Raw genomic sequence first — 25,426 nt, 5'->3', positions numbered from 1 at the left:
TCGGTTACTAACCGTCGTCGCCTGCCGATGCGGCTTCCAGGGTCGCAACCTTGTCCAAGCCGGTGATCGTGAGGACCCGAATCAGCAAGCGATGGACGATGACGTGCAGCCCGTCGACCTTGTCGGCATGGTCGAAAAGCGCGTTGATTCCGGCACTGTCGAGATACTTGACCGTACTGAGATCGATGGTGATCGGACTTCGGGTCCCCGCGCTCGCGGTGTTGAGTGCCTCGACGAGCTGGGCGACGTTGCTGAGATCAATCTCCCCCGTCGCGGTCACCCGGGGGGTTCCGTCAGGGCCTTGGTCGGTGTTCAGCGTGAGCTCTGCGGGCATTAGGGGATCCTCGCGTACAAGTGAACTGTGGTGCCGGCCTCGGTGGAGCGAATCGTGATGTCCTCCACCAGACCTCGCATCAGGGTGATGCCGCGGCCCCGGTTGGCTCCAGGGATGGTGCGCGGTGTCTTCCAGGTGCCGCCGTCGGTGACGGTCACGTGCAGTGCGTCGACGACCGCGGTCGCGCGCAACGAGACGGTGCCCTCGCGTTGATCGCGGTAGCCGTGTTCGATGGCGTTGGCGACAGCTTCACCGACGGCGGTGAGCAGGTATGCAATTTGATCGGGCTCGACGCCTGCCTGAGCCAGCCAGCTGCGCAACGCATCACGGCTCGGTGCGAGGTGATCGACGTCGGCGGCGAATTTCATCGTCAAGGGCGCAGGCTGCCGATAGAGCAGCATGGCCACGTCGTCCGAATAGCCGCCTCCGGGTTCGAGCCGGACCATGAGGTGGTCTGCCACCTCATCGAGGGACTGGGACCGACCCACCTGAATCAGATCCGTCGCACTGGCGATGCCCTCGTCGATCGACTGGCCGCGGCGTTCGACGAGACCGTCGGTGTAGAGCAACAACGTCGACCGCGGCGGCATCTTCACGCGTATTTCGGGTCGCGACCAGTCCGGCCGCAGCCCCAGGGGAAGCCCATGTTCGCCATCCAGCTGCTCGCTAGTTCCATTGGCATGCCCCATGATCGGCGGCGGGTGACCCGCATTGGAGTACACCAGCTCGCCGGTGTCGAGGGTGAGCACCGCGCAGAATGCGGTGGTGCAGCGGGCGCCGGGCAGGCGCGCAGCGAAGCGGTCCAACCCAGCGAGAACCGCACTGGGACCAGGCTGGTCGAGCAGCAGCGCACGGCACGCGCTGCGGAGCTGACCCATCACCGTCGCTGCGGCCAGCCCGTGGCCGACGCAGTCGCCGACGATCAACGCAACCCGCCCGTCGTCGAGATCGACGACGTCATACCAGTCACCGCCCACCTGCAGCGGATGGCTGGCCGGGTGATACCGCACCGCAAAGCCTCCCGGCAAATTCGTCGGACCGAGCATCGCGTGTTGCAGCGCCAGCGCGGTCTCCCGTTGCTCGTCCAACTGATAGACGCGGTGCAGACCTTGGCTGAGCCGCCCGCCCAACACCTTCAGCAGGTTGTGATCCTCCGAAGTGAACGGGCGCTGCTCGGCCAAGTCGATCCACACAACGAGTACTCCGCGGGGATGCTGCAGCGAGATGCCCGCTCTACCAGGCTCTCCGGCGACCGTGGTCAGCAGATCGGAATCGCGCAGCGACTCGATTAACAGCCGGTGACCCGGCGGCAGTTCGTCCCAATCACACGGCTCACCGGCACACACCAGTGCCGGGGTGTCGTCCTGGGAAGCGTCGCGGGCGAACGTCGCGGCCAGAACGCGGCGCGCATTCCACGTCTGGCGTAGTTCTCCGATCGCGCCCCGCAGCGTGTCGTCAAGCGTATCCGCTTGTGCCAGTTGCTGATTCAGTGCAGCCAGGGCGAGCTGACTCTGCACGATGTAGTGCTCGGTCGTGATGTCACGCAGGGTGCCGACCATGATTCGGCGGCCGGTGTCCGGGTCGTCGACGTGGCTGAAGTTCGCCGCGACCCACAGCCGGTGCCCGTCCCGGTGGACCACCGGCGCGGTGAACGCGCCTTGGGTTTCGTTCAGCAGCTGGTCGAAGACCCCCTGAACTTGGCGATGGGCTTCCGGGGTGGTCTCGGCGTCCGGCCACCACGGGTGGGGCGGGTCATAGGGCAGCTGTTCGGGGCCGTAACCCATGATCTCGCTGAATGCGGCGTTGATCTCGATGACGGCACCCTGTTCGTCGCAGACGAAGAAACCTTCCTGCAGCGAATCCACCAGGGCGGTGCGCCACCGGTTGTGGTGGCTGCGCAACCGCGACAGTTCGACGTTGGCGCGCACCCTGGCCAGGAGCTCGGCGGCGGCGAACGGCTTGACGAGATAGTCGTCGGCGCCGGCCAGCAAGCCTTCGATCGAGGCTTCTTGCCCGGCGCGCGCCGAGAGCAACAGCACGGGTAATGCCGCGGTGCGGGGGTCACCGCGCAGCGCCGAAAGCAGTTGCAGACCATCCAGCCCGGGCATCATCACGTCGCTGATGACAAGGTCGGGAACCTGCGCACGGATGGCGTCGAGCGCCTGCTGCCCATCGGTGACGTCAGTGACCTGGTAGCCGGATGTCTGCATCAGGCTGATCAGGTATTCACGCATATCGGCGTTGTCGTCGGCGATCAACACGCGGGTCCGTTCGCCGTCTCTCCCGGCGGGCGCGACTGCGGTCATCATCGCTGTGCTGCTGGCGTCGGACGCTGCGGCGCCGGTGTCGCCGGGCAGCCAGCGCAAGGCTTCCTGTACAAACGGTTCGGCGATCACGCCGGATGCGGGACGTGCTGCCGGTGGTGTCGAGACTTCGTCGGTGGGCAGATGGGCCGAGCCGAAGGCCAAGCGGATGGTGAAGGTGGTGCCGACGCCTTCCTGACTGTCGACCGAGATGGCGCCGCCGTGCAGCCCGACGAGTTCTTTGACCAGAGCCAGCCCGATTCCGCTGCCCTCGGTGGAGCGGGCGCGTGCGTTCTCGATGCGGTGGAAACGCTCGAAGAGCCGGGGCATTTCGGCGGCGGGCACCCCGACCCCGGTGTCGGACACCGTGACGATGGCATCGGTGTCATCGCGGCTCACCGCGACCCGTATCGTCCCCTCGAAGGTGAACTTCAACGCGTTCGACAGCAGGTTGAGGATCACCTTCTCCCACATCTCGTGATCCAGATAAACCGGTTCGTCGAGCGGCGGACAGTCCACCGAGAACGTCACACCGGCCCGGTCGATCGCCGAGCGGAAGACGCTGGCCAAATCGGCTGTGACGGTTGACAAGTCGACGGGCTCGAATCGAGCGCGCATCCGCCCCGCCTCGATGCGGGAAAAGTCCAGCAGCGTGTTGACGAGCTTGGCCAGCCGTAAACCGTTGCGGTGCACCAGTTCCAGCTCCTGACGCGCCCGCTCGTCCAACCCGGCTGCCCGGCCGCGCAACTCCTCGACCGGTCCAAGAATCAACGTGAGCGGGGTGCGGAATTCGTGGCTGACGTTGGAGAAGAACGCCGTCTTCGCCCGGTCGAGTTCGGCCAGCTCCTCGGCCCGCTGTTGCTGAGCCCGATAGCTGCGCGCGCTGCCAATGCCTCCGGCGATGTAGCCGCCCACCAGCTCCACGAAGCCGCGGTAGCCGTCGTCGAGCTGGCGATACCGATTCAGGCCGGCCACCAGGAAGCCGACTGGCGCTCCGCCCTGCTGCAGAAGCGGCACCACGAGCGCCTGCGTGGGCGGCTCCGGCCAGGCGCCGGTGGGCAGACCAGGTGCTTCGTTGTCGAGGTCGATCAGTTGGGTTACACCCTGCGCCAACGCCTCGGTGCGCCAGGCGGTAAGGCCCTCGGCGGGAAGCATTTGCGGCGCCGTGGGATGCCCGGGCTCGATTCCGCTGACCCCGGCCAGCAGTGCCTCGCCGTGCTCGCCGAATAGATAGGTCGTCGTGAAGGGAAGGTCGTAGGGGTTGTTCGCGAGCTGCTGGGCCGCGTGGTCCAGCAACTGACGTTCGGTGCGCACGACGCTCGGATCCGAACCCAGGTCGCGCAGCGTTGCCATCCGCCGCTGAGCGATCACGCGATCGGTGTCTTCCCGCACCACGCAGAGCATCCCCACGATGCTGGCGTCCTCGTCGCGCAGCGCGCTGTAGGAGAACGTGTGGTACGACTCCTCGGGGTATCCCGACCTTTCGATGATCAGCAGTAAGCCCTCGTCCCAGGTGGGCTCCCCGGTCACCAACACGCTCGCGATCCGCGGACCGATGTCGTCCCAGATCTCGGCCCACACCTCGCTGGCCGGGCGGCCCAGCGCCCAGGGGTACTTGCGGCCCAGCGTGTCGCGGCGATAGGCGGCATTGCAGAAGAAGGTCAGCTCCGGACCCCACGCCATCCACATCGAGAACCGGGACGACAGCAGGATGTTGACGGCAGTGCGGAGGCTTTGCGGCCAATTCTCGACTGGCCCGAGCGGGGTGGCCGCCCAGTCGACGGCGGCCAGATCGAGGCCGATCTCCTGGTCTGCCCGGAAAACCACTGACATCCCTTCCGAATGTGCTCAGACCCAGAGACGGTCGCTTACCGCTGCCCGTTGCGGCTCCCTCATAGAGAACCATTGACCGAGGTCTCGTCGCCAGTTTTTCGCTGGATAGTCCACAATTGTGCCGTTTGCTCGGGCGGACGGTTTCGGTAAGTCGACTATCGGGTTTGCAGCCGCACGCTACTGCGCGTGGGCGGCTAGATAGTCCGCGACGGGGATCGGTGACGACGCGGCGTAACCGATGGGCAGCAACACGTCGCCGGCGGTCGTGACGTAGTAGACGTCCCAGCGGTAGAACGTGCCAAACGCCGCGGGATCGGCCCCGATCAACGCGGCGTAGTCGTCGACCGCCTGCACGTATTGGTGCGCGTGGTTGTAGCTGTAGATGGCGCGATCGGGGTCGTTGGCAAATCCGTTGGCGTTGAGCATGCGGCCCGCCGCCATGATGCTGTCGTGGGGCGAGTTGACGTCACCGCCCTGGCCGTAGGAGGCGAACGTCGACGGCAAGAACTGCATCGGGCCTTGGGCGCCGGCGGTGCTCACGCCGTTGATACTGCCGAAACGCGTCTCGACCAGGTTGATCGCGGCCAGGTAGTTCCAGCCGACGCCGGACTCGGCTTCCGCCGCGTGGTAGTAGCCCATCAACTCGTCGACCGGAGCCGGCGGGTCGATGCGCCAGGCCGGTACGGTGTCCCGCACTTGCGCCATCGCCTGGAGCTGTCGACGGGCGTCGACATTGCGGTCGTAGACATCGAGTAACGACGCCGGGACGAGCGGTCGGACGGTCGCATCCCATTCCGGATGCCGCCCGATCGCCCGGTAAGCCGCTTGCTCGCGATGCGCCGCCGCGGCCAGCGCGGCCTCCGGTGTCGACGGGTCGCGCAGCGCGAGTTCGTCAGCGACGAGATCTTTGGCCAGCTGCGCGGGGTCGGATGCCAGCTGCGGCTGCACGCCGAGGGGCACGCCCGGCGCCTCGGCGAACATCGCCGGTGACGCCGCCGACTGCCCACAGCCGACGATTGCGACGACGATCATCGCGAAGGCAACCGGCGCGGCGCACACGTGTCTACGGTTCATTGCGTCCACCACCAACGATTACGTGAAGTCCTGCGGCTGGTTGGCCCGCACCGAGTCTTTCGCATCCGACCGCGTGACTTCAACGGGCGGGCGAACCCACCCGGCGATTGAATGCGCAGGAAGCGCGCCTCGATCGACGTAATCTGAGTCGTCACACGAGACGGCTGGCTGGGAGGTCGATCTGAGCGTGAAGGGCAGGCCCACCAAGGCCGACGTCGCGCGCATGGCGAACGTGTCGACCGCGACGGTCAGCTACGTGCTGAACAACTCTGTCGGGCGCACCATCTCGGCGCAGACCCGCGCCGCGGTCCACAGTGCCGCGGCCGAACTCGGGTACCGGCCCAACCTTGCCGCCCGCAACCTCGCCCGCGGCAAAAGCGGCGTGATCTTGTACATCGTGCCGCAGCTCGCCGGCGGTGAGATGCCCATGCAGGTGGGCACGCACATGACCACCGAGTTGACCCGCCGCGGCATCGTGCAAGTTCAGCTGTTCGAGACCGAGCACGACGATGCGGTCGCCGACGCCATCAATCATCTCCAGCCGATCGCTGTGACGAGTCTTTTCCCCTTGGGCCGCAGAGCATCTGGCGCCGTCAAGGACGCAGCCATCCCCCACATCTGCGTGCACACCCTGCCGGGGCTCGGCGACCCGCAGTATTCGGTCGGACAGCTGCGCGTCGACCATCTCGCCTCGCGAGGTCATCGCAACCTCGGATTTGCCTACTCCGGCGATCGTCGATGGCGCGCTCTCGGCGACTACTGGATCGACGGTGTCCGACGCGCCGCGCACCAGCACGGTCTGCCCGACGTCGTGGTGACGGCGTTGACGCCGGACGACAGCGCCACACCGGTCCGCGAATTGCACGATGCGGGCGTCACCGCGGTCTGCGCACAGAGCGACGAAGTGGCCTTCGTGGTGCTCGACGGCATTCGGCGCGCCGGACTGCGTTGCCCGGAGGATCTCGCGGTCATCGGTGTCGACGCCACAACCCTGTCCCCCTTCAGCGTCCCCGCGCTAACGACAGTGGTGTTCGACCGCGCGGCGATTGCCGAGGTGGCACTGTCAGCGGTTTTGACCGAGCTCGGCTTACCCGACGAGCCCCTTCCGGCTGCCCGGGACATCGCGACGCTGGTCATCCGCGAGTCCACCTGAGCCGTACTAGACACTCACTAGTTACGCGCGTAACCTCTGTCGGGCAACGACGCCACTCCGGCGGCTCGCCGAAAGGATGAAGGACATTGGCTGACGCCATCGCGGTCTACAACCCCTCCAACGAGGAGCTGATCACGGAGGTCCCCGATTCCGACCAAGCGGCCGTCGACGCGGCCGTGGCCCGCGCGCGGGAGACCTTCGAGTCGGGGGTGTGGCGCAAGGCGCCTGCGTCGCACCGCGCAAACGTGCTCTTCCGCGCCGCTCGCATCATCGAGGAGCGCACCGACGAACTCGCCGCGCTCGAGGGCCAGGACAACGGCATGAACCTGACCGCCGCGCGTCACATCATCCCGGTGTCGGTCGACATGCTGAAGTACTACGCCGGCTGGGTCGGCAAGATCCACGGTGAGTCGGCCAACCTCGTGTCCGATGGCCTGCTCGGCAGCTGGGAGACCTACCACACGTTCACCCAGCTCGAGCCGGTCGGCGTCGTCGGCCTGATCATTCCGTGGAATGGGCCCTTCTTCGTCGCGATGCTCAAGGTCGCACCCGCCCTGGCGGCGGGTTGCAGCGCGGTGCTCAAGCCCGCCGAGGAGACGCCGCTCACCGCGCTGAAGCTCGAAGAGATCTTCCGCGAGGCGGGCCTGCCCGACGGCGTCCTCAACGTCATCACCGGCTACGGGGAGACGACGGGTGCGGCAATGACCGCGCACCCGGACATCGACAAGATCTCGTTCACCGGATCGACGGAGGTCGGACGGCTGATCGTCAAGGCGGCGGCGGGCAACCTCAAGCGCCTCACCCTCGAGCTCGGCGGCAAGTCACCGCTGATCATGTTCGACGACGCCAACCTCGACAAGGCGATCATGGGCGCCGGCATGGGCCTGCTGGCCGGTTCGGGGCAGAACTGCTCATGTACCTCGCGCATCTACGTGCAGCGCGGCATCTACGACCAGGTGGTCGAAGGGCTCGCCGGCTTCGCTCAGATGCTGCCGATGGGTGGCAGCGACGATCCCGACTCCGTGCTCGGGCCGCTGATCAGTGACAAGCAGCGCAAGCGCGTGGAGGGCATCGTCAACGACGGCGTCGCCGGCGGCGCGCAGGTGATCACCGGCGGTAAGCCGATGGACCGCAAGGGCTACTTCTACGAGGCGACGATCGTCACCAACACCACACCCGACATGCGGCTCATCAAGGAGGAGATCTTCGGGCCGGTGGGCTGCGTGATCCCGTTCGACGACGAGGACGAGGTGCTCGCCGCCGCGAACGACACGCACTACGGGCTGGCCGGCTCGATTTGGACCGAGAACCTCAGCCGGGCCCATCGCGTCGTGAATGAGCTTCGCGCAGGACAGATTTGGGTGAACTCCTCGCTCGCGGCCGACCCGTCGATGCCGATCAGCGGCCACAAGCAATCGGGTTGGGGCGGCGAGCGTGGCCGCAAGGGCATCGAGGCTTACTTCAACACCAAGGCGGTCTACATCGGCCTTTGACCTTGGCCGCCACCCGGCTCCCGCGAGCGCCTACGCGAGGCTCTTGGCGAAGCCGCTGAGATCGCGGATGCTGGCCGCGAAAACCTCGGGCATCGCGCCGGCGAACATCAGATCGCCCCCGTGACAGGTGCCCGGGACCAACCGGCCCACGGTGGGTACACCCGCGCGCACCAGGCGGCGGTAGTAATCCAGTCCCTCGTCGCGCAACGGGTCGAGTTCGTTCACCGAGATCACATGTGGTGGAAGACCATTCAGATCCTCGTCGGTCGCGACGCCGGCAAAACAGGAGGGGTCGTTCGAGTTCTTATCGTCGGGGTCGTAAAGCGAACCCAGTAGCTCCAGCTGTTGAAGACTGATGAAGTAGCCGTCGCATTCTCGCAGTGAGGGCAACTCATCGGGGGGTTCATGCCATCGATTAGAGATGTACGGGCATTGCGCATAGAAGCCCGCGATGTCCTGCAGCCACCCCTCGCGTTTGGCTTTGTGCGCCACGGTCAGAGTGAGATTGCCTCCGCCGGACTCGCCTGCCACGACCAGGTGGCTAACGCCGAGTTCGGCGCGATGCGATGCAACCCAGCGAACGCCGGCTGCGCAGTCGTTCAGTCCGCCGGGAAAGGGGTGTGGGCCGAGTTTTCCGCCGGAATTGCGGAACTCAACGCCGACCACGACGAGGCCGGTGCCCGCGATGTACTCCCGCAGCCGCATGTATGTTGCGTCGGCGGCGCTGGCGATGGCCATGCCGCCACCGTGCAGGTGCACTACGGCAGGCAATGGACCATCCGCATCGGGGCGGCTGACGTAGAGCGTCACGTCGTTGCCGTCTTCGCCGGTGATCGTCGTCGCCGTAGTGGTCACGCCGTCCGCGTCCGGAACACCCGCCGCGAACAGGCCGATAACGGCGCCCATCCCCTCCTCGGCCATCGCGGCATATGCCAGCAATTCCTCGAGTGGCGCATCCCGTGTTAGGGCCACCGTCGGCGCATTGCTGTCGAGACCCACTGACGCGAGAGCTTCGACCATTCGCGGGTCCGCCCGAGGCTCGGTTCGCAGACAACAATCCGGATCAGCAAGACGACCGTTGGCCATTGTGCGACTTTACTGTCGTCCGCCGCGCCGCCGCTAGACCGAAATGATCGGGGCGAGTGAAACACTGGGCTCGAGCGGTCTGCGCTGGCATCGTGACGTTCATGCGGGTGTGGCTGAGCGGCTAGGCAGCGGCCTGCAAAGCCGTACACACGGGTTCGAATCCCGTCACTCGCTCCAAGGATTCAAGGCCGCGCGTGCGGCGTCACGAGGAACTTCTCTCCGGTCGCACGCTTGAGGTAGTCGTTGAACGCGTCGGGCCGCAGCATCCCGGCGAGCGACACCTCCCGGGTGTAGTTGCTCGCGAACGTCGTCGTGAGCTCCGCGGCCACCCGGGCGCGCAACCTGCCAAAGGTCTCGGCGCCTGCGCGCTGAATAAACGGCGTCAGCAGCCACCCTCCGACGCCCCACGCCATGCCGAAGCTCCTCGTGAGAATCGTGGGACCGGTATCGAGAGCGCCGTAGATATACACCTGCTTGTGGACGCTCGATCCGTAGCGCGAATACTCCGCCGCGGTCGCATTGGCTGCCTTCTCCATGCCATTGAGGATCTGGCTGGCCAACGTGCCACCACCGGTCGCATCGAAAGCCAGCGTCGCGGATGTCTCTTTGAGGGCTTCGACGAGGTCGGCCGCGAATGAGGGTGAGGACGAGTTGAGGACATGGGTTGCACCGAGCGAGCGCAGCAGCTCCTCTTGCTCGGGCTTGCGGACGATATTGACCAGCGGTATCCCGTCTTTGCGGCAGAGCTTGACCAGCATTTGTCCGAGGTTCGACGCCGCGGCGGTGTGCACGAGGCCCGAATGTCCTTCGCGGCGCATGGTTTCCGTCATTCCCAGTGCCGTCATGGGATTGACGAACGACGACGCACCGTCGCGCGCCGTGGCCCCGTCGGGCAGGACCAGACAGGCCGACGCGTCGACCGCTCGGTATTGCGAGTACATCGCACCGCCCGCGATCGCCACGGTCTTTCCAACGAGGGCCTGGGCCGCGTCCGACGATCCCGCGGCCACGACGGTGCCCGCGCCTTCATTGCCCACCGGAAGCGACTTGTCGAGTCGTGCCGACAGCGCGCCCAGGGCGCCCTCCCCGAGGGAGGCGGTGACGACGGGGCGTTCGGCGGTGCCCGCGACCGTCGCCTTGGTCATGTCGGCACTGGCAACCAGCAGACCCAGATCCGACGGGTTGATCGGCGAGGCCTCCACTCGTACCAGCACCTCGTTGGCGCCGGGCGTTGGGACGGGAACTTCGTGCAGCGAAAGTTCGAGCGTGCCTTCCGAGGTCACCAGCGAACGCAGCTCCAGTGCTTCGCCAGGTAGGTCTGCGGTCATGGGCGGTGCCTCGTTTCTGTTGTCGGTCTGCCTTAAAGCGTGTCAACGCGAAAGGCAGCTACACATCTTCCGCCGCACGGTCTCCAATGGCGTCGACATAAAACCATCGGCCGGCCCGGCGCTCGAAGTGACTGCGCTCGTGCAGGCGGTCGGCACGGCCCCCGGACTCGAACAGGGCGTCGAACTCGACCTCACCGCGATCGTCGTCGGGACCACCCGCCACGGTGTCGATCACCTGAAGCCCCTTCCAGGTGATGCCGGGGTCGACGGTCACCTCGGCCGGCCGGGTCCGCGGGTGCCAGGTGCGGAATAGATAAGCCGCATCCCCGTAGGCGAATGCCGAATACCTCGAACGCATCAATTCCTCGGCCGACCGGGCCTGCGACTCGCCCGCGTGCAGCGGCCCGCAACACGCGCGATAGCCATCGCCACTGCCGCAAGGACAGGGCGGCCCGAGGATTTCGTCCACGTCAACAGCCTGACAGACGCTTACGGTCCTGCGGTGGCCGCCGCACCCTGCAGTATCTGCTGCAACTTGTCGAGCGGATCGCCGCCGGCCGGGTCGAGCCGACGCGGCAGTATCTCCCGGCCGTCGGGTGTGAGGGTGGCAAGCGCTGGCGGCGGCGGTGCGGGTGGCGCCGCCGGGGGTGGTGGTGGCGGGGGCGGTCGCACCGCGGACGGCGACGCGTTGAGCTTGGTCGTCAGTCGGTTCGCGGTGCCCTGCCTTATGGCCCGCCGCTGCGGGTCCGAGTCGGTGTTGCCCGAGAAGCAGTCTGGCGCTGCGGCGTCGACGACGGTCAGCGCGCTTCGATAGCGTTCGGCTGCGCGGGCCCGGTCCCCCGCCGCCGCGGCCTTATCGCCCTGGGTTTCACGGACCAGTTCGAGGTTTACTCGCACGGGGCAAGAGCTTGCCGCATCGGTGCGGGCGAGGGCAGCCGAGAAGTGCGAGTCGGCATCGTCGAGCCGGCCGTCGAGGACGGCGGCCACACCCGACGCGAACCACGCCTTCGCCGGTTCCACTACATTGGCGATGCCGAGGACCTCTGCATCAGCTCGGACCGCACTCGCGTCGCCGTGGGCGAACGATGTCCCGGCCGAATTACCAGCTACCACAACCGAAATCAGCTTGACGATCGCCAACAGAGCAGCGGCGGTCGGCGGGGCCGAGTAGATCAGCAGCCGCCGTCGTAGCCGTAGCCTTGCCGGTCCATGCATCATGATGCCAAGTCTCTTCGGGCAATACGGCCCCGCCGGAACTCGCGCGCCGAAAGGTAGATCTCGGCCAGCAGCAGTCCCGCCGCAAGCAACGCAGGCAGCCAGTACAGCTCAACCCGTGCGACCTCGATGTCGGTGTCGTGCCCGGTGTCGGGGAGCTCGACCCGGAAAGGCTGGCCGGGCTTACGGTGTAGGTACGGCACATTGAGGTGCCGCGCGATTTCCCGCAATTCGGGTTGATTGATCGCATCGGCACGGCCGTAGCCCAGGACCGCTCCCCCGGCCGCCGCACTGATGTCGAAATCGCCCTGCGGGGCGCGCGAACCGAAGTACAAGAGCACGTTTCGCGAGCCCGGATATTGCTGAGCGGCCTGCGGCAGTTGGTATCGCAACACGTTGGCCGCTGCCGCCGCATTCACCTCAGCACTTTTCGGGTTGGCGCTCAGGGCAGCGACGGTCGGCCGCAGACTCCAACCATCATCGGACAACGGCCAGTCCAACGAGGCCTTCGAATCGAAGTCGATCAGCGCATACCGCGCCGCCGGATACTGCTCGATCAATTCCGTAATGTCGTCGCGCATCCCGGCGATCCGCGGTTCACCGGTGCCGTAGTCGTCGACATCCGAGTCCGCGGACCGATCGACGACGAGGAAGAAGTTCAGATTGGCGCCGGCCGCGGCCGTTGTCCCCCGCTGACTTTCGTCGCTTGGAAGTGCGGGGCGGGTGGTCGCCACGATGAGCAGCGACACCGCCAGGGTCACGCCGCTCCACCGCAGCACCGCGCGCAGACGTCGGCTCCCCGCCGATACCAGCACCCGCCACAGTGCCACGCCGCGAGCCAGGGCAAGCGCGGTGGCGACGACCGCGAGGATCGGCCAGGGCAGCACGGGTTGAAACGTCATCGGCGCAATACCAACAGGGCGACCGAGAGCACCGCCGCGGACAACAGCGCGACCGCCAGCGGTACCACCGGCGCATCACGGAGGTCCGCAGTTACGACGGTGCCGTCCGCGAGACGCGCCGGTGGGGTGTGCGCGCGAATCTCGTTGAGCGCCGCGGTGACTGAAATCGTCCCAGCCCTGACGTACCGGCCGCCCGTCTGCTGCGCGAGCGCGACCAGCGCACCGCTCGCGGGCGACGGGGCCAGGTCGACCACATTGACTTGAGCCCCGGTACGTTGGGCCAGTTCTCGCACAGCGTTGTCGGTGAACAGCGAGGCACGCGACTCCCCGGCCGCGCGAAGCTCCGAGGGCCCAAGATAGATCACCGAGCGCCGATGCGGGCCATGCTGCTCGTTGGCGGGGAACCCTGAGAGGCACAGCGCGATAACGTCATTGACGCTAGGGGCATAGTCCGTGTAGGGCACCGGAGGGGAGAACGACGTCAACTGCGCCTCATGGGCACCGACGTATCCGCTGAATTGCCCCGCCGCGTATTGGTGATCGCGCGTCAACGGCACCAGGCGCCGGTTCACCGATGTCAGGCCGATGCGTTGGGTCGGTGGCGAGGCGGTGGTCTGCCGCGCGAAGTAGTCGAGCAGGTCAGTCGTCGCAGGATCGGTCACCGGCTGCCCGACACACAGCATGATGTCCTCGGGGTGAATGGTGTCAAAATCATTGCCGGCCTTGGTTGGTCGCGCTGCGGCCCACGTCGCAGCGCTGAACATGACCGTGAGCACCACCAGTGTCACGATCGTCGAGAGCGAACGGAGCCGGGCCACTCTCGTGTACTCGGGCAAGCGGGTCAGCCGGGCGATGTTGGCCAACGGCCGTAGCCGTCTGCGGGCAGCGGTCATGGGCAGCGACGCCGCCAGCGCCACGGCTGCGACGAGGCAGAACGATCCAATGGCCGCTACCGGCCACCACTTCAGGTCCACGAGCGGATCAACTCCTGCGCCGAGGTACTCACCTCGCCGACGTCGACCCGCGTCTTGGCGTTGAACTGCGCGTCGCCGAGACGGGTCAGCAGGGGCGCGGCCGTAGCCAGATCCCCGTCGGCCACCGCGTCGATGTGCAGGTACTGAGCGCGCTCACCCGTCGCCTGATGCAGGAAACTGCGTACCGTCCGGCTGATGGCCGCACATGCCTCCGTAGCCGACGTTCGGCCCGCGTCGTACTCGGCGGCAACACGCTGTACACCGCGAGCGAACCGGTTGCGGATGAGCCGGGAGTGCACCCGCCGCACGACGGGGATACGTCGCAACCGGGGGGACGGCAGCGTCCACACGAAAATGCCTGCGTACCAAGCGGTCACGGCAAGGCTCAACAGGACGGCCCACACCAGCCACCACGGCGAGTACGGCTGCGGTCCGAACACGTGATGCAGCAAGTCATCCGGCACGAGCGGCTACCTCGGTTAGACCGACAAGTTCACGCCGGATGTCATTGCTGGCGCCGACGGTTGCGTGCGGAATCGCATGTCCGGTCAGGAACGCGCGGAGACGGGCGCGGCGCCCCCGCTCGGCTCGGCGGTAAGCAGCGACGACTCGCGGGCCGAGGTCGGCTCCGTTCAGGACGAAACGACCGGTGGCGACGTCATACCCGTCTGTATCGTCGGGGCCCACCGCGGGCATATCCGACACCATTGCCCACATGATGTCGTGGCGTGCGCTTACCCGAGTGAGTACTGTGCTGAGCCGGTCGTCGATGTCGGGTTCGTCGGACACCACGATGATCAGCATGGTGTGTCGATAATGCGTTGCGACGTAATCGAGTTGGGCGGTGATATCACTGGCGCCGGGCTCGGTCGTGGTGTGCTGGTACCACCGGTGCAGTAGTCCCTCGACGTGCGACTCACCGCGCTGCTGGGTGATGTTCACACAGCCGCGGCGGTCGCCGTAGACCATGCCGATTTGATCCGAGCGCCGCAGGCCGATCAACCCCACTGCGCCCATGATGTGCGCGGCTATGTCGCGCTTGCACTCCCCGCTCGGGGCGAGCGCCGACATATTGCGACCGGCGTCGGCGACGAGCAGGATCTTGTGGTGCTTTTCGGAGACGAACCGTTTGATGAGCACACTGCCCGACCGTGCAGAAGCCTTCCAGTCGATATCTCGGACGTCGTCACCGGGAACATACGGGCGTAGGTCGTCGAATTCCATACTGCGCGTGTGCAACAACGCGTAGCGTCCGCCTTCGAGCAGGCCACGGGTGTCGCCGCCGAAGTGGGCCTTTGCCCGGTTGAGGTGCTTACCCATGACGACTTCAGGGCACCTCAGGGGACCCTGACGGCCCGCAGCGCGGCGTCCACGACGACCTCGGGGGTGACATCGGCACTGGCGGCTTCGAATCCGAGGATGAGCCGGTGCCGCAACACCCGGTGGGCAAGCTTCGCGATGTCCTCGGGCAGGACGTGCGCACGCCCGGATAACACCGCCTGCGCCCGGGCCGCCTTGCAGAACGCGATCGTGGCGCGTGGGCTGGCACCGTAGTCGACCAGCCGCGCGATCTGCTTGGGCAACGATCGCGCGGGGTGGCGGGTCGCGTCGACCAGTCGGCTGGCATAGAGCATCAGCGCACGATCCATGTGGACGTGGCGCACGACGTGCAGCAGTCGCAGCACGTCGTCGAGGCTGACCACCGGCGGGGTGGGATGTTCCTTGTCGTAGACGCCGGCGTCGATTCGCGACATCACTTCCACCTCCTCCTCCGGGGAGGGGTAACGCACGATCTCCTTGAGCAGGAAGCGGTCGGTCTGTGCCTCCGAGAGCGGATACGTGCCTTCCTGGTCGACGGGGTTCTGGGTAGCGATGACCAGGAACGGATCCGCAATAGGGTGTTCCTGTCCGGCGATTGTGGTCTGCCGCTCCTCCATCGCCTCGAGCATCGCGCTCTGGGTCTTCGCACTGGACCGGTTGATCTCGTCGAGCAGCAGGATGTTGGCGTGCACGGGACCCAGACGGGTGACGAACGAGTTGGTCGCAGAGTCATAGATTTGCGTGCCGATGATGTCGCTGGGCAGCAGGTCGGGCGTGCATTGGATGCGGTGGAAGCGGCCGTGAACCGACTCGGCGAGTACCTTGGCGGCGGTGGTCTTAGCCAGGCCCGGCACGCTTTCGAGCAGGATGTGACCGCCCGCAAGCAGGCCAATAAGCAGCGATTCCCTGAGGTCTCGCTGCCCGACGATCTTGGCGGCGAACGCCTCCGAGATGGCGCCTATGATCCCCCGCACGCTGTCGAGTTCGCCCTGATCCGGTTGCGTCCGTGCTGTGCTCATACGCTCGACGGGATACCCGTACACCGAATTTCCACACGTCGGACGTCGGGATTGTCCGAGGTCCACCAGCTGCAGGGCGTAGCGTCCTTGAGCCGCGGCGTCCGCACCGCCGAGGCTCGGCCCCGCTGCCGGTGGACATCGCCGGGGGCAGCGCGACACCGGGGTCGGCGTCGGCATCAGGAACCCGTAGGGATCATCCCGTCAGGATCCGGTACTGGGCCGCCATCTCCTGCTGCACATTGTCGAGTTGGCGGGCAATGGTTTTGATCGTGTAGCGGCCGGCAGCGGCCAGACACCAGTAGCGGGGCACCAGACCGTTGGATCCGGCGACTCGGGTGCAGTGACTGTCCGGAAGACCGGGAACTGGTGAAGCCGCCTGTGCAGCAGGCGTTTTAGCAGCGAGATCGCTGTAGGCTTGAGCGAGAGTCTGCGCGGCCGAGGGGTCTTTCGTTTGGTAAACGGTGGTCAGGTTCACCGAAACGAAGTCCACACCCGCCGCGGAGAGCAAGGGCCCGGTTTGCACCGGGTCGTCTTCGAGGTGCAGCGCGCCCGCGGGTGGATAGGCGGCTCCGGACATCGAGGTGGTCTGGTCGGCCGGGAGCGGCAAGGTTCGGGCGACAAGGCCCGTGGGATCCAGTGCCAGCGTGGGAAACTCGACGGCTTCGGTTGGCACAAAGGTGTCGATGAGCGGAACCTGACGATCCAGTGTGCGCCCGGCGAGTTGGGCTTCACAGTCCGGCCCGGACGCACACCGCACCACTTGAACGAGTACGTAGGGACCACGTGCGGTAAGCACCGTCAGTTCACGAACGGTTTGGGTGCCCTCCTGGAAGGTAAGCACCGTGCCGTCGGCGTCGGGATGTCCTGGAATGGGTAGGGGGCTTTCCGGTTCTGTCACGATCGGGGTGGCGGTGGGATCTCGGGGCATATGCCTGGCCGCCGTGGTCATGTTCTGCGCCGCCTGCGATGCCTCCGCAGGGCTGGCGAAGCGCAGCACGGAATTGCGCAGCGCCATCTGCGGATTGAGGCCCGGGCTTTGTCGCTCAGTGACGAATCCGACCACCAACGACAAGTTGTACGCGCCGCCGCCGATCGGTGCCCACACCGCGCGCGTCAGCCCCTTGGATTCGGCGATGACAGCCGGCCCGGAAGAGCTCAGGCCGATCAGCGTGGGCTCAACCTCCCAGGGACCGACGACGTAGGCGGCCATCCGCCGGCCTTCGACCAGCCGCCCCGCGTGGTCGGAGCCGGCATTGCCCAGCGGCGGCTGCGGCGTGACGGGATAGCTCCCAGGGTCAAGCATGGAAGCGTTCACCGGCGCCGTGGCGGATGACCTCGACTCGGGCGCGCGGGTGGCTTCTCCGCCGGTGGTGTGGCTGCAGCCCACCAGCAGCAGCAGCGCGAGAGGCACGCTTAAAAAACTTGGGTTTAGTTGTGGCAGTGTACTTTTCATATCGGTCCGGGGCTTGAGCGACTGGTCACGACGTCTTGCAGATCTTCCACCCGTCTTCGAGTTTCAACGGCAAACTGACGGTGCGAGTGCCTAAGGTTTCGTTTTGAGCCTCAAACGTGGCATCGGCGGTATCACCGGTGATCGCGATGTTGGTGATGTTCTTGATCGTGGTGACGCCGTTTTGGGCGCGGCCCTTCTTAACGTAATTAATTGCGGTGCCGCTGAATTGGCTCCTCATCGCGGTGCACATCAATTGCAGGTAGGCGTCCCAATTTTGGGTGTTGTACGCGTCCTGAAACGCCATCAAGGTCTCGCGGATCTGATCCTCGGCGGAAGGAGCGGCCGAGGGGGCCGGTGGAGCCGGGCGACCGGACGGGGCCGCGACGGTCGGCGAGGCCGAGACACCCGTCTTCTGGGGCAGTGCCGAGCCCCCGGTCACCGTCGTACACGAGGTCGCCAGCGCAGCGGCTACACCGATGGCCCACAGGCGGGCAACGACCGGCGCGAAAGTATCCATCGATATCCCCCTTGTCGCCTTATTGTCGAGGCACTTTGTTGGCGGTGGCGCTGACCAACGCGGCGATGTCGGCGCCTCCCGCGGCACGGCATTGACGAATGTCGACTAAGACGTTGCCGCGCACCATCATTCCGTGGTCACACGATCCGCCGCCGCGTAGGGTCGCCGCCAGGGTCAGCACACCAGCGGTGGTCTGCGGCTGGCCGAAGTCCCAGGTTCTGGCGGGCGTGCCCGGTTCCGTCACGGTGATGGATTTTCCGCCACACAAGGACCACTGCCCCTCCTGCGAGGTGAGGACGGGCACGGCCTGGTCGCTGGGGAAAGCGATAACCGCTTGGGTGACGCTGTCTTGCCAGGCCTGTTCGTTCATGCCGCGCAGCGTTTGTGCGGCCACACCCGTGTAGCCCTTTTGTCCATAGACGCTCTGCTGCGCGGGCGCCCACGCGCCGAGGCATTGCTGGTTGTCGACCGCCGCGGAATCGTCGAGCAGGCTGGCGCTGTCTTGCTCCAGAACCAGCGGATCCCCATCGGCCGCGACCGGAAGCTGCGCCGCGGACAGCAAAATGGCGCGTAATTGGGCGGCCGCGACGTTGGTGGCCGGCGGCCCCTGAGGCGACGCCGGCGCACCCGGCGATCCAGCGCCCCGGCGGGAGTCAGCGCTTGGTCCCGCGGCGTCGGGCCAGACCAGCACGGTGACCGCGGCGACCAACAGCACCACGCCGGCCAGCGCGGCGGCGATCAGACCGCGCCGACGCTTAGAAGCCGGACCGGGCGGCGGGAAGGCGCCGGACGGGGAGCCCGGCCACGCGGACACCGTCGCCGGCTGCGAGGTATGCGGGTAGGAGCTGACCGCGCCACTGGGTATCGGCGGCAGCGGCGCGTAGCGGTTGCGATCGTGCAGCGCCGAAACGGCGGCGTCGGCGAGTGCGCCCGCCGTCGGGAACCGGGCGGCGGGATCTTTTGCCATCGCGATCGCGATCACGTGGTCGAGGGCGGGAGGAAGCGAAGGCACCGCGTCGGTGACGCGCGGCGGCGGTTGGAACAAGTGGGCCGTCATCACGGCCGCGGCACCGTTGGTTGCCGCGAAAGGCGTGTTGCCGGTAAGCAACCGATACAGCGTGCAGCCCAGTGAATAGATGTCGACCCGTCCGTCGATGCGTCCATTGGACAGCACCTCGGGTGCGGCGTAGCCGACGGTGGCCACCACCGCCCCGGTGGCGGTCAGCCCCACGTCGTCCAGAGCGCGAGCAATTCCGAAGTCGCCCAGCAGAACTCGCTCGCTGGGGCCGACGGGGCCCGACAGCATGAAGTTGCCCGGTTTGACATCGCGATGAATGACGTGGTTGGCGTGGGCGAAATCGAGCGCCTGCGCGACCTGCGTGATGATGTGTACCGCGCGGTGCGGGGTCATGGTTCCGTCGCACAGCGCGGCCTCGGCATCAGTGCCGTCGACGAACTGCATCGCGATCCACAGCTGGCCTTCGTCGGTTTGTCCGCGGGTGTAGACCGACACGATCTGGGGGTGTGCCAGGGCGGCCGCGGTGTCGGCTTCGCGGATGAAACGTGCCCGAAAATCCCGATCGCGCGACAGCTCGGCCGATAGCACTTTGAGCGCGACGCGGCGAGGCAATGCCGGGTCGGCGGCCAAGTACACAGTTCCCATGCCCCCACTGCCCAGCACCGCCTGGACGCGGTATCCGCAGACCAGGGACCCGTTTGCCAGCACCCATCAACCCTACGGTCCGGCGGCCCTCAACCGGGTCAGAACCGACCGACAGTCACCGATCCCCTTGCTCATCGTGCAGACGTGGTGCCCCGGCGCCGTGGTGCACGGTGGGCTGCCAGCACGTCGGCATTTGCCAGCGTCTGCGCATGCGCGGCCAGCGTCGATGCCCCGTTGGCATGCGCGATTGCCTCGGCCTCGTTGCTCGCTTCCTTCCCGCGTGCGGCCGCCAAATGCCGTTTCGCCTCTTCGAATCGGCTCTGGGCCTCGGCGCCGATGCTCTCGCGATGCTTGGCGACGTAGTCGGAGATTTGGCGCAATCGAGCCTCCGCGATGGGCAATGCCTGCCCCAACGACTCGACGCGCTGCCCATCGCGATGGTCGACCGGGCGCGCGGAGCGCCGACGTCGGGCGCGATACAGCAGAAGAACCACCACGACGATGACCACGACGGCGATGACGCCGATCGCGATCCACAGCCAGATCCGATTCGACGGGCTGGGCGCATTATTCGGCGCTGGCGGGTTGGTCGCCGGTGCCGACTGGTCCAACCCGGCGGCCGCAGCGACCGCAGCACCGCTCCAGTCTTTAGCGCTTACTGCCGGTTCAATCTTGTTGCTGCGCAGACTGTTCAAGTCGGCAGCGGTGAGACCCCGCACCTTCCCCGGCACGGAGAACGCATACGCCTTGGTATTGGTGGCCACTGCCAGCAGCGCGTCATGATCGTCCATCCCGCTGGCGGCGCGGGTTTTGTCGGCCCAGTTCTCGGGTTTGTACCTGGAGAAGTTGTCGACATAGACCACCCACAGTTGAATGTGCTGATCCTGAGAGAGCCGGTCGATCGCCGAGCTGATCGTCGCCCGATCGGAATCCGTCAACACCTGGGTGTTGTCGGTGATGTGATCGGTGAGCTTGGTCGGCGGTTGCGCACCGGCGGGCGTTGCCGGCAGCAGGCCCACCAGCAGGGTCGTCAGGACTACACCGACCAGGCGGACGATTCGCATACGGGTAATCTAGCCCGCCGCCGACCGATAGCCGAGATCACGCATCTAAGCGGTGCAGCAGGCGGGTGCCGGTAGCACCTTTATCGGCGGTCAAATATCCAATCACAATGGCCGCCAAGCATTTACAGCTTGTTACTTCTTGCAGCCGACCTTACCGCCCGGCACGCGGATGAGTGTTCCGGTGCAGGTGTTCACCCGGGCAGGGTCTCCCTCCAGAATGTGCGCACCGACTGGAATGCCGCCCGCGGTTCCCGGCTGGCCGACACTGCCGCGGTAATAGTGGTGGCACATATCCAAGTCCCAAACCACGTCCGGTTGCGGCAACGGACTGCCGGGACACCAAAGTCGGCTACACATCGCCAACCTGTTGCAGATGTGCGTTGACGGGTCGGCCTGCGCGCGGCCGGTGCCGAGCCCCAAACTGGCCGATGCCATGGCGATCAAGAACAATGCTCCGACAATGCTTCGCTGCATGATGTGTTGTCCCGATCGGAGTGTCGCCGGTGTTGGCATTGTTGGCAATGGCACCCGCGAAAAGCCCAGTATTGGGTTCCCGATCGTCATCGGTCACGAGTAGTGGACTACTCGTTTTCGGCTCAATGGCTGTGCGGCGCGTCCATACCGCGTGACACTCGAAACCTCCGACCGTGATGCAAGATGAGCGAATGCAGCGCGATCTCCTGGCCAACCTTTGCGCACGCCCGATGACGGCTTCACCATGAACTCCCAGAGCCTTGTCCGGCGTCGGCTCGACTACCTCCTGCTCCCGGCCTTCGTGCTCGGCATCATCAACGCCGCCTTGTTGAGTCTGCCGGAGGCCCTCGGATTTCCCGTCGCCTCTGACAGCCCATGGCCACCATTGCGTGCCCTACACACCTGGGCTGTCGAGCAAGAGCCGCAGCACCTCGTCATGCCGCCCGCCTTGCGAGCCTCACTCTTGTACGACGGTTTCGTTCAACTTCCGCTGCTCGTTTTGCTCACCATCGGCGTCTGGAAGCTCAAAGCCTGGCCGTGGCTGGGCGCACTGGCCATGGCCTACGCCGTCAGCGCCGTGATGAATATGTACTTCTACTTCATGCAGACATTCCTGGGACCTGACAGTCCCCCACACCTGGCGACCTACCTGCCACTGAACCTTCCGTGGCTGATCGTGCCGATGCTGGTGGCGTACCGATTCTGGCCGCGCACGGCCTGAGGAGGAAGCGTTACGCGTCATTCGCAATGCCAAATGGCATGCCGTCAGCCGCTTTAGGCGATCAGCAAGGCGACACCGCTGTCAGTGACTTCGACACTGACGCAGGATAGATCGGTTACGACGACGTCGGCGTCGGCCAGTTCGGCCGCATGGTGAGTGGTCGTGACGGCGAGTACTTGCGCCCCTGCGGCTCGGCCGGCACCGACGCCCGCGGGCGCATCCTCCACCACCAGACACTCGTGCGCCTCGAAGCCCAGCACAGCGGCCGCCTTCAGATAGCTCTCGGGGTCCGGCTTGCCGATTGACACGTCTTCCGCGCCGATCAGCAACATCGGAGCCGGGAGCCGCGCTGCCGCCAGTCGGGCAGCCATCAACGAACGGGGCCCGGAGGTCACCGCCGCCCAGTGACCATGCGGTAGGGCATCGAGCAACCGGTGCGCTCCCGGTAGCGCCACGACACCATCGAGATCCGCGGACTGTTGCAGCGCGAGTAGCCGGGCTGTCGCTGCGGATCGCTGCTGTGGTGCGACGAATTGCGCGACAGTGTCTTCGGTTCGCCGGCCGTGACAGACCTTGAGTACCTCGTCATATGCGACGCCGTATTCGTCGGCCCAGGTGCCCCAGGAGCGTTCGACAGTGGCGGTTGAGTCAACCAAGGTGCCATCGATGTCGAACAAGACTCTCTTGCCGTGCAGAACCGCCATCGACTGCAACCCTAATGCGGGTAGCGCCCGTGCATCCGAGGGTGTGTCCTACGGAACAGCGCGGCGAGCGGGTCTTCGACACGTTGTTGGGTCCGGGGACCAGATGTTCGAGGGGCGGATGCGGCCGGCCTGGGTTTGCCATCGACGATGGCGATCGGCGATGTCCAGACCGCCGTCCATCGACCGCTCTGCACTGAAACCCGCACGTCAAACGGGCTCTTCGAAACGGCGTTGAGGCGCACGGGATGCGCCAACTCGTGAAGTTGGCTATCGTTGCTAATACGCGAGTTACTCGCTTTTGTAAAGGTGCATCAAAGGAAATTCAGCTACTTTTGTCCTAATACGTTCAATTCGCATTGCCCTGATATCATACGTTCAATCAACCGCTTGGCCCTCTGCCTGCCGCTACCCAACGACGCAGCGTCAGGCATTTTCAGCGTGGGCGACGAAAGGATTTCTTGGTGCCAACAGCCACCAAACGAGCTCAATACGAGTTGATTCACGAGACTTTGCAGCATGGAACGGCCGCACTGGACTTCACAACGTCACTGTTCGAAAACAGTTACAAATCTCACTTCCCGGACCACATCAGTGAGGTCAGCGCCCTACTAGAGAACGCGTGGAAGTATCTGCTGGGAGCAAGCGACGGGCATGATCTGTACCAAGTATGCGCAGAGGTGCATGAGCAGTTTTTCACACCCGAAGGATCCGGGTCATGGTTCAGCGAGGGCTACGCGAGGTACAAGTCACTGCGCAAGCCGATACAGGATTTCAACAATCTCGCGGACGCCATCAAAGGCAACACAGTGCTCGACTTCGGCTGTGGCCGAGGTCATTTAGCGGCACTGCTCGCCCGTGCCGGCTTTGACTGCTCCACCACAGACGTCATGGACTACCGCGGCAAGGACGCTGGTGTCCTACCTTTTCGGCAGATGGCGTCACCCGTCGATGTCCCCTACCCGGACGACTCGTTCGACAGTGCGATCGTCAAAACGGTGCTCCATCACGTTGACGAGCCCGATCTGATTCCGCTGTTGATCAATTTGCGGCGTGTGGCACGGCGGTTGATCATCGAAGAGGACACTTACGCCGTCCGCCCAGCGCGGCTGGGAGCTCTGAGAAAACAGGCTGAATTAGCCGCATTCAACAAATTGAATGACCGTGATCAATTCCGGGCGCTGATGCTCATTGATTTCTTCGGCAATGCCGTTGCCCAGGGCCTCGTCGATATGAATTTCGGCTTTCAGTTCAAGCGGGTCAACGAATGGCATTCGATATTTAGTAGCCTTGGCTTGCGTACCGTAGAAACCGAAATCGTAGGGTTCCGCCCGGGCAACATTCACAAATGCTGCCAGGTTCGCTTCGTCGTTGATCGCGAGGAAGTGTAAGGAAGAGGCTATTTGGCCGGCCGCTCGAGCCCAAGGTGATCGCGCAATGTGGGCCCAGCGTACTCGGTGCGGAATCGGCCGCGGCGCTGCAGGATGGGCACGACCTGCTCGACGAACGTCGTGAGCTCGTGCGGCAGTGTCGATCCCATAATCGTGAACCCGTCGACCGCGCCGGCGTCCTGCCACGCCATCACGTGATCGGCCAGCTGCTCGGGCGTGCCGATGAAATGCGTCTGCCCTGCCAGCCCGCCAGTCACCTCCTTGGCGATCTCCCGTAAAGAAGCCTGCGGCCGCGCACGCGCAGCCGCAAAGAGCTGCTCCGCCCGGCTTGACGGCGCCGACCGCTCAGCCCACAGCTCGGCGGGCAGCGGAGCGTCGGGGTCGAAGCCGTCCGGATCAAGCCCTGCCGTGTAAAGAGTGTTCTGCCAACGAAACTCAGGATTCTCCAGGTCTTCGAGGCGCTGTGCCCGCGCGCGGGCTTCGGCCTCGGTGCCGCCGAGCGTGATCATCAACGCGGGCAACACCAGCACTTGATCGGGCTTTCGGCCAATGGCCGCGGCCTGCTGGTGGAGGTTGGCCCGGAAAGCCACCGCCGCCTCGAGTGAGGGAGGCCCGGAGAAAACCACCTCGGCGTATCGCGCGGCAAGCCCGATGCCTGCGACGGACTGTCCCGCTTGGACGAGCACCGGGTGCCCCTGTGGGCTGCGCGGAAACGGCTGGACGCCTTCGACGTCGTAGTACTTGCCGTGGAAGCGCGGCGCGTGCAACTTGGCACGGTCTGCCCACACGCCGCGATCGCGGTCACCGATGACCGCGTCGTCCTCCCAGCTGTCCCATACGTGGGTGACAGCGTCGACGAATTCGTGGGCCTGGGCGTAGCGGTCGGCGTGCTCCGGGTGGAACCGCTCGCCGAACGCGGCTGCGGCCAGCGGTGTGACGGTGGTGACGATGTTCCAGCCGGCGCGGCCGCCGCTGAGGTGATCCAGCGTCGCGAATCGTCGGGCCAGCTCCCACGGCTTGCTGTAGGTCGTCGAGCCCGTCCCGATCAGCCCGATGCGGTCGGTGACCGCCGCCTGCGCCGAGAGCACCGATATCGGGTCGAACTGCGTCTGGGGCAGGTACGTGGCGCGATATTCGGCGATGGCGAGGTTGTCGGCCAAGAAGATCGAGTCCATCAATCCGCGTTCAGCGATCCGCGCGATATCCGTGTAATAGGACAGGCCCAGGACATTGCGCACATCGCCTTCGACCACGCGCCACGCGGCCTCGTGATAGCCGTTTGGCCAGATGAAAGCGTTGAAGTGCAAAGGCTTGTTCATGAGTTCGACTCCTTCGTGCGCGTGACTGCCTGCGAGGGAGGCACCGTGCAGCCCTAGACATGCAGAGGGGGCAACGTGGTCCGAGCTGG

General features: G+C 65.7%; 23 protein-coding genes and 1 tRNA gene. 5 read left to right on the top strand and 19 right to left on the bottom strand.

The genetic code is table 11. The annotated features are described in order from the left end of the window. Nucleotides 1–7: 7 nt before the first annotated feature. From SKC41_RS21085 to SKC41_RS21075, 3 genes are all read right to left on the bottom strand, one after another. Nucleotides 8–334, bottom strand: a complete 327-nt coding sequence (locus SKC41_RS21085; RefSeq protein WP_330979643.1) for an STAS domain-containing protein — start codon at nucleotides 332–334, stop codon at nucleotides 8–10. After that, the gene (locus tag SKC41_RS21080; RefSeq protein WP_330979642.1) at nucleotides 334–4,470 is read right to left on the bottom strand and encodes a SpoIIE family protein phosphatase; all 4,137 of its coding nucleotides are present in this window, start codon (nucleotides 4,468–4,470) and stop codon (nucleotides 334–336) included. Before SKC41_RS21080 ends, SKC41_RS21085 begins: the two co-directional genes overlap by 1 nt. A 177-nt stretch (nucleotides 4,471–4,647) precedes the next feature. Then, entirely contained in the window at nucleotides 4,648–5,544 is an 897-nt protein-coding gene (locus tag SKC41_RS21075; protein ID WP_330979641.1) for a lytic transglycosylase domain-containing protein, read from the bottom strand. Nucleotides 5,545–5,767: 223 nt separating this feature from the next. Between SKC41_RS21075 and SKC41_RS21070 the strand changes: the two genes are divergently transcribed. After that, nucleotides 5,768–6,697, top strand: coding sequence for a LacI family DNA-binding transcriptional regulator (locus tag SKC41_RS21070; protein WP_330980063.1), 930 nt, complete (start codon nucleotides 5,768–5,770; stop codon nucleotides 6,695–6,697). 86 nt (nucleotides 6,698–6,783) lie between these two features. Beyond that, a complete protein-coding gene (locus tag SKC41_RS21065; protein ID WP_330979640.1) occupies nucleotides 6,784–8,190 on the top strand; it encodes an aldehyde dehydrogenase family protein in 1,407 nt (468 codons plus the stop codon). A gap of 30 nt (nucleotides 8,191–8,220) precedes the next feature. Here SKC41_RS21065 and SKC41_RS21060 read toward each other — a convergent pair whose 3' ends face one another. Next, the gene (locus tag SKC41_RS21060; RefSeq protein ID WP_330979639.1) at nucleotides 8,221–9,276 is read right to left on the bottom strand and encodes an alpha/beta hydrolase fold domain-containing protein; all 1,056 of its coding nucleotides are present in this window, start codon (nucleotides 9,274–9,276) and stop codon (nucleotides 8,221–8,223) included. A 103-nt stretch (nucleotides 9,277–9,379) separates the two neighbouring features. Between SKC41_RS21060 and SKC41_RS21055 the strand changes: the two genes are divergently transcribed. Continuing rightward, nucleotides 9,380–9,453: transfer RNA gene (locus SKC41_RS21055), tRNA-Cys, on the top strand. 5 nt (nucleotides 9,454–9,458) lie between these two features. Here the strand turns inward: SKC41_RS21055 and SKC41_RS21050 are convergent. The 13 genes from SKC41_RS21050 to SKC41_RS20990 all read right to left on the bottom strand — a co-directional run bounded on the left by SKC41_RS21050 (nucleotide 9,459) and on the right by SKC41_RS20990 (nucleotide 21,205). Continuing rightward, nucleotides 9,459–10,604 (bottom strand): zinc-binding dehydrogenase, encoded by a 1,146-nt coding sequence (locus tag SKC41_RS21050; protein WP_330979638.1) that lies wholly within the window; start codon nucleotides 10,602–10,604, stop codon nucleotides 9,459–9,461. 58 nt (nucleotides 10,605–10,662) lie between these two features. Then, nucleotides 10,663–11,073, bottom strand: a complete 411-nt coding sequence (locus tag SKC41_RS21045; protein WP_330979637.1) for a YchJ family protein — start codon at nucleotides 11,071–11,073, stop codon at nucleotides 10,663–10,665. Nucleotides 11,074–11,093: 20 nt separating this feature from the next. Further along, complete coding sequence (locus SKC41_RS21040; protein WP_330979636.1) at nucleotides 11,094–11,822, bottom strand: hypothetical protein; 729 nt, start codon at nucleotides 11,820–11,822, stop codon at nucleotides 11,094–11,096. After that, a complete protein-coding gene (locus tag SKC41_RS21035; protein WP_330979635.1) occupies nucleotides 11,819–12,721 on the bottom strand; it encodes a hypothetical protein in 903 nt (300 codons plus the stop codon). The genes SKC41_RS21040 and SKC41_RS21035 overlap by 4 nt, the downstream gene beginning before the upstream one ends. Continuing rightward, nucleotides 12,718–13,695 carry a hypothetical protein gene (locus SKC41_RS21030; RefSeq protein ID WP_330979634.1) on the bottom strand — a complete coding sequence of 326 codons (978 nt, stop codon included), beginning with the start codon at nucleotides 13,693–13,695 and terminating at the stop codon, nucleotides 12,718–12,720. The genes SKC41_RS21035 and SKC41_RS21030 overlap by 4 nt, the downstream gene beginning before the upstream one ends. Continuing rightward, nucleotides 13,686–14,159, bottom strand: a complete 474-nt coding sequence (locus tag SKC41_RS21025; RefSeq protein ID WP_330979633.1) for a hypothetical protein — start codon at nucleotides 14,157–14,159, stop codon at nucleotides 13,686–13,688. The genes SKC41_RS21030 and SKC41_RS21025 overlap by 10 nt, the downstream gene beginning before the upstream one ends. Then, nucleotides 14,149–15,015 carry a DUF58 domain-containing protein gene (locus tag SKC41_RS21020; RefSeq protein WP_330979632.1) on the bottom strand — a complete coding sequence of 289 codons (867 nt, stop codon included), beginning with the start codon at nucleotides 15,013–15,015 and terminating at the stop codon, nucleotides 14,149–14,151. Before SKC41_RS21020 ends, SKC41_RS21025 begins: the two co-directional genes overlap by 11 nt. Nucleotides 15,016–15,032: 17 nt before the next feature. Then, entirely contained in the window at nucleotides 15,033–16,034 is a 1,002-nt protein-coding gene (locus tag SKC41_RS21015; RefSeq protein WP_330979631.1) for an AAA family ATPase, read from the bottom strand. A 193-nt stretch (nucleotides 16,035–16,227) separates the two neighbouring features. Continuing rightward, nucleotides 16,228–17,445: a DUF7373 family lipoprotein gene (locus tag SKC41_RS21010; RefSeq protein WP_330979630.1), complete on the bottom strand. Its 1,218-nt coding sequence runs from the start codon at nucleotides 17,443–17,445 to the stop codon at nucleotides 16,228–16,230. Between the two features lie 67 nt (nucleotides 17,446–17,512). After that, entirely contained in the window at nucleotides 17,513–18,004 is a 492-nt protein-coding gene (locus SKC41_RS21005; RefSeq protein WP_330979629.1) for an Rv0361 family membrane protein, read from the bottom strand. A gap of 19 nt (nucleotides 18,005–18,023) precedes the next feature. After that, entirely contained in the window at nucleotides 18,024–19,730 is a 1,707-nt protein-coding gene (locus SKC41_RS21000; protein ID WP_330979628.1) for a serine/threonine-protein kinase PknH/PknJ, read from the bottom strand. Nucleotides 19,731–19,798: 68 nt separating this feature from the next. Beyond that, nucleotides 19,799–20,731 carry a TPM domain-containing protein gene (locus SKC41_RS20995; RefSeq protein ID WP_330979627.1) on the bottom strand — a complete coding sequence of 311 codons (933 nt, stop codon included), beginning with the start codon at nucleotides 20,729–20,731 and terminating at the stop codon, nucleotides 19,799–19,801. Between the two features lie 132 nt (nucleotides 20,732–20,863). Beyond that, nucleotides 20,864–21,205, bottom strand: coding sequence for a hypothetical protein (locus tag SKC41_RS20990; protein WP_330979626.1), 342 nt, complete (start codon nucleotides 21,203–21,205; stop codon nucleotides 20,864–20,866). 244 nt (nucleotides 21,206–21,449) lie between these two features. Here SKC41_RS20990 and SKC41_RS20985 point away from each other — a divergent pair, with 244 nt between their 5' ends. After that, nucleotides 21,450–21,926 (top strand): hypothetical protein, encoded by a 477-nt coding sequence (locus tag SKC41_RS20985; protein WP_330979625.1) that lies wholly within the window; start codon nucleotides 21,450–21,452, stop codon nucleotides 21,924–21,926. A gap of 53 nt (nucleotides 21,927–21,979) precedes the next feature. On the opposite strand, the gene SKC41_RS20980 is transcribed toward SKC41_RS20985, so the two are convergent. Then, nucleotides 21,980–22,630 (bottom strand): HAD-IA family hydrolase, encoded by a 651-nt coding sequence (locus SKC41_RS20980; protein ID WP_330979624.1) that lies wholly within the window; start codon nucleotides 22,628–22,630, stop codon nucleotides 21,980–21,982. 461 nt (nucleotides 22,631–23,091) lie between these two features. Here SKC41_RS20980 and SKC41_RS20975 point away from each other — a divergent pair, with 461 nt between their 5' ends. After that, complete coding sequence (locus tag SKC41_RS20975) at nucleotides 23,092–24,018, top strand: class I SAM-dependent methyltransferase (protein ID WP_330979623.1); 927 nt, start codon at nucleotides 23,092–23,094, stop codon at nucleotides 24,016–24,018. 8 nt (nucleotides 24,019–24,026) lie between these two features. On the opposite strand, the gene SKC41_RS20970 is transcribed toward SKC41_RS20975, so the two are convergent. Beyond that, complete coding sequence (locus tag SKC41_RS20970) at nucleotides 24,027–25,337, bottom strand: NtaA/DmoA family FMN-dependent monooxygenase (RefSeq protein ID WP_330979622.1); 1,311 nt, start codon at nucleotides 25,335–25,337, stop codon at nucleotides 24,027–24,029. Nucleotides 25,338–25,426: the final 89 nt, after the last annotated feature.

The organism is Mycobacterium sp. 050128, assembly GCF_036409155.1.
GTDB lineage: Bacteria > Actinomycetota > Actinomycetes > Mycobacteriales > Mycobacteriaceae > Mycobacterium.
Note: the sequence above shows the minus strand (reverse complement) of the source record. Positions and strands in the feature narration are given on the sequence as shown.

Bases quoted from the DNA above. Each gene is read 5' to 3' on its own strand.
- SKC41_RS21085 (WP_330979643.1), bottom strand. From the start codon at position 334: ATGCCCGCAGAGCTCACGCTGAACACCGACCAAGGCCCTGACGGAACC.
- SKC41_RS21080 (WP_330979642.1), bottom strand. From the start codon at position 4,470: ATGTCAGTGGTTTTCCGGGCAGACCAGGAGATCGGCCTCGATCTGGCC.
- SKC41_RS21075 (WP_330979641.1), bottom strand. From the start codon at position 5,544: ATGAACCGTAGACACGTGTGCGCCGCGCCGGTTGCCTTCGCGATGATC.
- SKC41_RS21070 (WP_330980063.1), top strand. From the start codon at position 5,768: ATGGCGAACGTGTCGACCGCGACGGTCAGCTACGTGCTGAACAACTCT.
- SKC41_RS21060 (WP_330979639.1), bottom strand. From the start codon at position 9,276: ATGGCCAACGGTCGTCTTGCTGATCCGGATTGTTGTCTGCGAACCGAG.
- SKC41_RS21050 (WP_330979638.1), bottom strand. From the start codon at position 10,604: ATGACCGCAGACCTACCTGGCGAAGCACTGGAGCTGCGTTCGCTGGTG.
- SKC41_RS21040 (WP_330979636.1), bottom strand. From the start codon at position 11,822: ATGATGCATGGACCGGCAAGGCTACGGCTACGACGGCGGCTGCTGATC.
- SKC41_RS21035 (WP_330979635.1), bottom strand. From the start codon at position 12,721: ATGACGTTTCAACCCGTGCTGCCCTGGCCGATCCTCGCGGTCGTCGCC.
- SKC41_RS21020 (WP_330979632.1), bottom strand. From the start codon at position 15,015: ATGGGTAAGCACCTCAACCGGGCAAAGGCCCACTTCGGCGGCGACACC.
- SKC41_RS21015 (WP_330979631.1), bottom strand. From the start codon at position 16,034: ATGAGCACAGCACGGACGCAACCGGATCAGGGCGAACTCGACAGCGTG.
- SKC41_RS21005 (WP_330979629.1), bottom strand. From the start codon at position 18,004: ATGGATACTTTCGCGCCGGTCGTTGCCCGCCTGTGGGCCATCGGTGTA.
- SKC41_RS20995 (WP_330979627.1), bottom strand. From the start codon at position 20,731: ATGCGAATCGTCCGCCTGGTCGGTGTAGTCCTGACGACCCTGCTGGTG.
- SKC41_RS20990 (WP_330979626.1), bottom strand. From the start codon at position 21,205: ATGCAGCGAAGCATTGTCGGAGCATTGTTCTTGATCGCCATGGCATCG.
- SKC41_RS20985 (WP_330979625.1), top strand. From the start codon at position 21,450: ATGAACTCCCAGAGCCTTGTCCGGCGTCGGCTCGACTACCTCCTGCTC.
- SKC41_RS20980 (WP_330979624.1), bottom strand. From the start codon at position 22,630: ATGGCGGTTCTGCACGGCAAGAGAGTCTTGTTCGACATCGATGGCACC.
- SKC41_RS20970 (WP_330979622.1), bottom strand. From the start codon at position 25,337: ATGAACAAGCCTTTGCACTTCAACGCTTTCATCTGGCCAAACGGCTAT.